At 78.0% G+C, this 4,940-nt stretch carries 2 protein-coding genes and 1 pseudogene; all 3 read right to left on the reverse strand.

Going from position 1 to position 4,940, the window contains the following annotated elements; genetic code table 11:
* Positions 1-286: 286 nt before the first annotated feature.
* On the reverse strand, positions 287-1,990 hold the full coding sequence (locus ACFWH7_RS15855) for a S1C family serine protease (RefSeq protein WP_378217714.1): 1,704 nt from the start codon (positions 1,988-1,990) through the stop codon (positions 287-289).
* A gap of 95 nt (positions 1,991-2,085) precedes the next feature.
* Positions 2,086-4,005: a 2-succinyl-5-enolpyruvyl-6-hydroxy-3-cyclohexene-1-carboxylic-acid synthase gene (menD, locus tag ACFWH7_RS15860; RefSeq protein ID WP_378217716.1), complete on the reverse strand. Its 1,920-nt coding sequence runs from the start codon at positions 4,003-4,005 to the stop codon at positions 2,086-2,088.
* Positions 4,002-4,844 (reverse strand): annotated as a pseudogene (locus ACFWH7_RS15865) (o-succinylbenzoate synthase); the annotation flags it as partial. The pseudogene ACFWH7_RS15865 and the gene menD, both read right to left, overlap by 4 nt.
* Positions 4,845-4,940 lie beyond the last annotated feature (96 nt).

The raw sequence follows: 4,940 nt of genomic DNA on the forward strand, positions 1-4,940 counted from the left end.
GCCTCGAGCAGCAGGTCGAGCGCGGTCGTGCCGGCGCGGCCCTCGTAGGAGAACTCCGGGGCGTCGTCGGTGTCGCGGGCGGCCGGGGGGGGCGCGCCCGCCCGGGCGCGCGGGGCGGCCCCCTCGGTGCGGTGCCCGGTCCGCGCGGGGACGTCGCGGCCCGGTCACCCGCCCGCCGCGGTCAGAGGATGCGACGGGACGTGGCGCGGGGGGCGGGTGGCGCGTGCCGGCACGACGACCCGCCCCCCGCAGATCGTGGGTGCCCCTCGCAGGGCGCCCGTGAGGGTCAGCCCTGGCCGCCGAAGAACCAGTCGAACGGGTTCGGCACGTTGCCCGGGTCGGTCGGGTCGGTCTGCTGACCCTGGTCGCCGCCCTGCTCGCCACCCTGGCCGGGGAGCTGGCCCTGGCCGTCCTGACCGGGAAGCTGGCCCTGGTCGCCCTGGGACCCCTGGCTCTCGTCGTCCGCGGGGCGCGTCGCGAGCGTCACGTCGAGCTCGGTCGTCTTCCCGTCGCGCACGACGGTCAGCGTGGACTCGGCGCCCGCCGCGCGCTCGCGGACGAACGCGGTGAGCGACTCGGCGCCCCCGACGGCGTGACCGTCGATCTCGACGATCACGTCACCGGACCGGAGGCCGGCCTCGGCGGCCGGCGACCCGTCGGTCACCTCCTGGACCTCGGCGCCGCGGCGCGTGACGCCGTCCGCGGTCGCGGTCGCGTCCGCGAGCGTCACCCCGAGGAACGCGTGCTCGGCGGTGCCGTTCTCGACGAGCTGCTGCCCGATCGACTTCGCGAGGTTCACCGGGATGGCGAACCCGAGCCCGATCGAGCCGGACTGGGTGCCGCCGCCCGAGAGCGTCGCGATCGACGACGTGATGCCGATGACACGACCCTGCGCGTCGAACAGCGGGCCGCCCGAGTTGCCGGGGTTGATCGCGGCGTCGATCTGGATCGCGTTGGTCACGACGGACGTGCCGCCGTCCTCGCCGGACGCGGACACCGGGCGGTCGACGGCCGACACGATGCCGGTCGTCGCCGTGTTCGCGAGGCCGAGCGGGTTGCCGACCGCGAGGACGGACTCGCCGACGCTCACGTCGTCGGAGTCGCCGAGCGTCGCGGGCTGGAGGTCGTCGGGCGCGTCGACGAGCTGCACGACGGCGAGGTCGGTCGCCGGGTCGAGCCCGACGATCTTCGCCTCGAAGAGGCGCCCGTCGCTGAGCGTCACCTGGACGGTGTCGTTCTCCGCGCCGGACACGACGTGGTTGTTGGTCACGACGTGGCCCTGGTCGTCGATGATGACGCCCGACCCCTCGGCGCCGCCCTGCGAGGTCTGCACCTGGATCGCGACGACCGACGGGGCGACGGCCTTCGTCACGGCCTCCCAGTCGGGGTTCTGCGACGACGAGTCGGACACCGGCGCGGCCGTGCTCTCCTGGTGCTGGCCGACGTCCGCGAGCGACGCCGAGTCCTGGTCGGCGTCGAACGCACCGGTGAGACCGGCGGTGCCGACGCTCGCGAGGACCGCGGCCGCGGCGGCGGCGCTGACGACCGGCACCCACGTGCGCCGGCGCTTCGGGGTGTCCGCCGCGCCCTGCGCGGTCGGGACCGGCGGCGCGGGCGGCGGGCCGAAGCTGCCGGACGGCGCGTGCGGCCCGGACTGCGCGGGGCGCGCGTACGGGTTGGGCATCGGCGTCGCCGCGGTCTGCGCCGTGGGGGCGGGCTGCGGCGTGGAGAGGTGCTGCACGTGCTGCGGTGCGCCGAGCGGCTGCGTCGGGCGCGTGGTGGGGTGCGCCGTGGTCGGCGGGAGCGGCTGGGTCGCGGCGACGGGGGCCAGCGGCTGCGTGGGCGTCCCGGCGGGCGTCTCGGCAGCGACCGACGCGGCACGCTCGGCGGCTGCGGGCGTCGTCGCGGCGGGGGTGGCGGCCGACGTCGACGCGGACGCGTCGAGGGCCGGCGTGGTGGGGGTGGGCTCCGTGCCCGGGGTGTTCGTCATGGTGGGCCTCCTCGGTTCTGCCCACTACTTCACACCGCCCCGCTTGAACGAGGCTTGAACGAGGCTGGGAGTTCGCTGCGAGTTCTGACGCGTCGTCAGCGGTCCGCCACGAGCGTCGCGCGGACGACGTCCCGCGCCCGCTCCCCCAGGCGCAGGCCGGCCTGCCGCCGCTCCGCCCGGGACACGCGCACCTCCAGCACCTGGACGCCGTGGCTCGGTGCCGCCAGCGCGTGCCGCAGCGAGGGGACGTCCTGCACGAGCTGGTGGTCCACGCCGTACCCGGCGCAGAGCTGGGCGAGGTTCGCCCCGTGCGGGGTCGCGAAGACCCGCTCGAACGTGCGCCCCGCCGCCTCGGACGTCTCCCCGAGCCCGCCCGGCTCGAGGCCGGCGAAGATCGAGCCGCCGTCGTCGTTCACCACCACGAGCTGGAGGTCGACGTGCGGCTCGTGCGGACCGCGCAGCAGGCCGCCCGCGTCGTGGAGGAACGTGAGGTCGCCCAGCAGCGCGCGCGTGCGCCGGTGCGGGCGCCCGGTGGCCGCCGCCGCGCCGAGCGCGGTGGACACGGTGCCGTCGATCCCGGCGAGGCCACGGTTCGCCAGGATGCGTGGCGCGTCCGCGTCAAGGCCGAGCACGAGAGCCAGGTCGCGCACGGGGTTGGAGGACCCGACCACGAGGAGGTCGTCCGGTCCGCACGACCCGACGACGGCGCGCGCGACGCTCGGGCCGTCGGTCAGCGTCCCGTCGGTCGCCCCGGCGACGACCTCCGCGGCCGCGACCGACGCCGCGCGCCAGCGCGCGAGCCACCCCGCGTCGGTGGCGTGGCCCGACGCCCGCCCGGGCACGACCTCGGACGGGTCCGGGACGCCCGGGCGCGGGTCGAGCCACCGCTCGGGTACCGCCGTCAGGACCGTCGACGCGTTGCGCGCGGCGTCGGGCCACGGGCCGGCACCCGGCGCGACGACGCTCACCTCGACGTCGGGCCGCCCGAGCAGGCGCTGCACGGGCCGCGAGAGCGTCGGCCGGCCGAGCACGACGACGTGCTCCACGTCGTCCACGAGCTCGTCGACACCGAGCACGAGCGCGTGCGCGACGACCAGGTTCGGGCCGCCCGCCGCCCCCGAGGACGGCTCCGCGAGCAGCGGCCAGCCGCGCGCCTCGGCGAGGTCGCGCGCGACGCCACCGGCACCGTCTCCCGCGACCACGACCGTGCGCGCGCCGAGCGTGTGATCCGGGGCGACGTCGGACGACGCGGGGCCGACGGGCGCGAGCACGGCAGCACGGTGCACGCCGGCGAGGTCGTGCGCGCCGGTGGTGGGCGCGGACGCCACCGGCACCACGTCGGGCACGAGCGGCTCACGGTAGGCGAGGTCGAGATGCACCGGGCCCGGGTGGCCCGACCGCGCTCCGGTCGCCTCGCCCAGAGCGCGCGTCGCGAGCGTGAGCAGGTCGCGCACCTCGCCCGGCCGCCCGTCGGGCGCCGGCACGTCGGCGGCGAACCGCACGGCGGAGCCGAAGATCCCGGCCTGCTGCGTCGTCTGGTTGGCGCCCGTGCCCCGCAGCTCGTGGGGGCGGTCGGCGGTGAGCAGCACGAGCGGCACTCCCGAGTGGTGCGCCTCGAGCACGGCGGGATGAATGTTCGCGACCGCGGTCCCGGACGTCGTGACGACGGCGACCGGCCGCGGCAGACGCGCCCCACCGCGTGCCGTGGGGGAAGCGCCGCGCGAGAGCCCGATCGCGAGAAAGCCCGCGGCCCGTTCGTCGACGCGGACGTGCAGGGTGAGCCGGCGGGCGTCGGCCGCGGCCGCGAGCGCGTAGGCGAGCGGAGCGCTGCGCGAGCCCGGTGCGAGGACGACGTCGGCGACGCCCTCGACGGAGAGCCGCTGCACGAGCGCGAAGGCGCTGCGGATCGCGGGCGGCTGGTCCGCGGTCCCGTCGGGGTACGGGTCGTGGCCCCGGGGCTCCGTGCTCGGCGTCGACACCGTCGCGGCCGCGTCGTCGTCTCCAGCGCGGCTCACCGGGCACCTCCCGCACCCGCGAGCGCGCCGGCGACGCGGTCGAGCCGTTCGCGCCAGCGGTGATCCGTCTCGTCGTCGGGCGCGGTGGCCGCGAGCGCCGCCGCGGAGGGCTCGGGGCGGACGACCGGCAGCGCACCGTCGACGGGCACGAGGGGCGGGTCGGCCACGTCGGCGACGAAGAGGTTCACGGTCGCGAGCCCGCACGCGTAGGGCAGCGCGGGGAGCGCGGCCGCGAGCGCGACCCCCGCGGCGATGCCGACGGACGACTCGAGCGCGGACGACACGACGACGGGCAGGCCGACCTGCTCGGCGAGGTCGAGGCACGCGCGCACGCCGCCGAGCGGCTGCACCTTGAGCACGACGACGTCCGCGGCGTCGGCACGCACCACCGCGAGGGGGTCGGTGGCCCGGCGGATCGACTCGTCGGCGGCGACCGGCACCGCGGCGTCGCCCCGCTGCCCGCGCCGCACGGCCGCGAGCCCCGCGACGTCCGCGCAGGGCTGCTCGACGTACTCCAGCCCGCCCGCCGCGCGGTCGAGCGCGGGGAGCCGGCGCAGCGCCTCGTCCACGTCCCACGCCCCGTTGGCGTCGACGCGCACGCGTCCACCCGGACCGAGCGCGTCGCGCACGGCCTCGAGTCGCGCGACCTCCGCTTCCAGGGGTTCGAGCGCGCCGTCGGGACCGCGCTGCGCGACCTTGACCTTCGCGGTGCGGCACCCTCCGGACGCGGCGACGAGCTCGCGCGCGCGGTCGGGCCCGACCGCGGGGACGGTGACGTTGACGGGCACGCGGTCGCGCACGGCGTCCGGCCAGCCCTGGTGGGGGGGCGGCGGGGCCGCCCCCGCCCGGCGCCCGGCCGCGAGCGCGCCGGCGCCGGCGCGGGGGGTGGCGCGCGGGAGCCGGAGGGTCTAGGGGAGGGAGTGCGCCCACGAGGC

The sequence above is a fragment of the Cellulosimicrobium cellulans genome, assembly GCF_042723955.1.
GTDB lineage: Bacteria > Actinomycetota > Actinomycetes > Actinomycetales > Cellulomonadaceae > Cellulosimicrobium > Cellulosimicrobium cellulans_H.

Bases quoted from the DNA above. Each gene is read 5' to 3' on its own strand.
- ACFWH7_RS15855 (WP_378217714.1), bottom strand. From the start codon at position 1,990: ATGACGAACACCCCGGGCACGGAGCCCACCCCCACCACGCCGGCCCTC.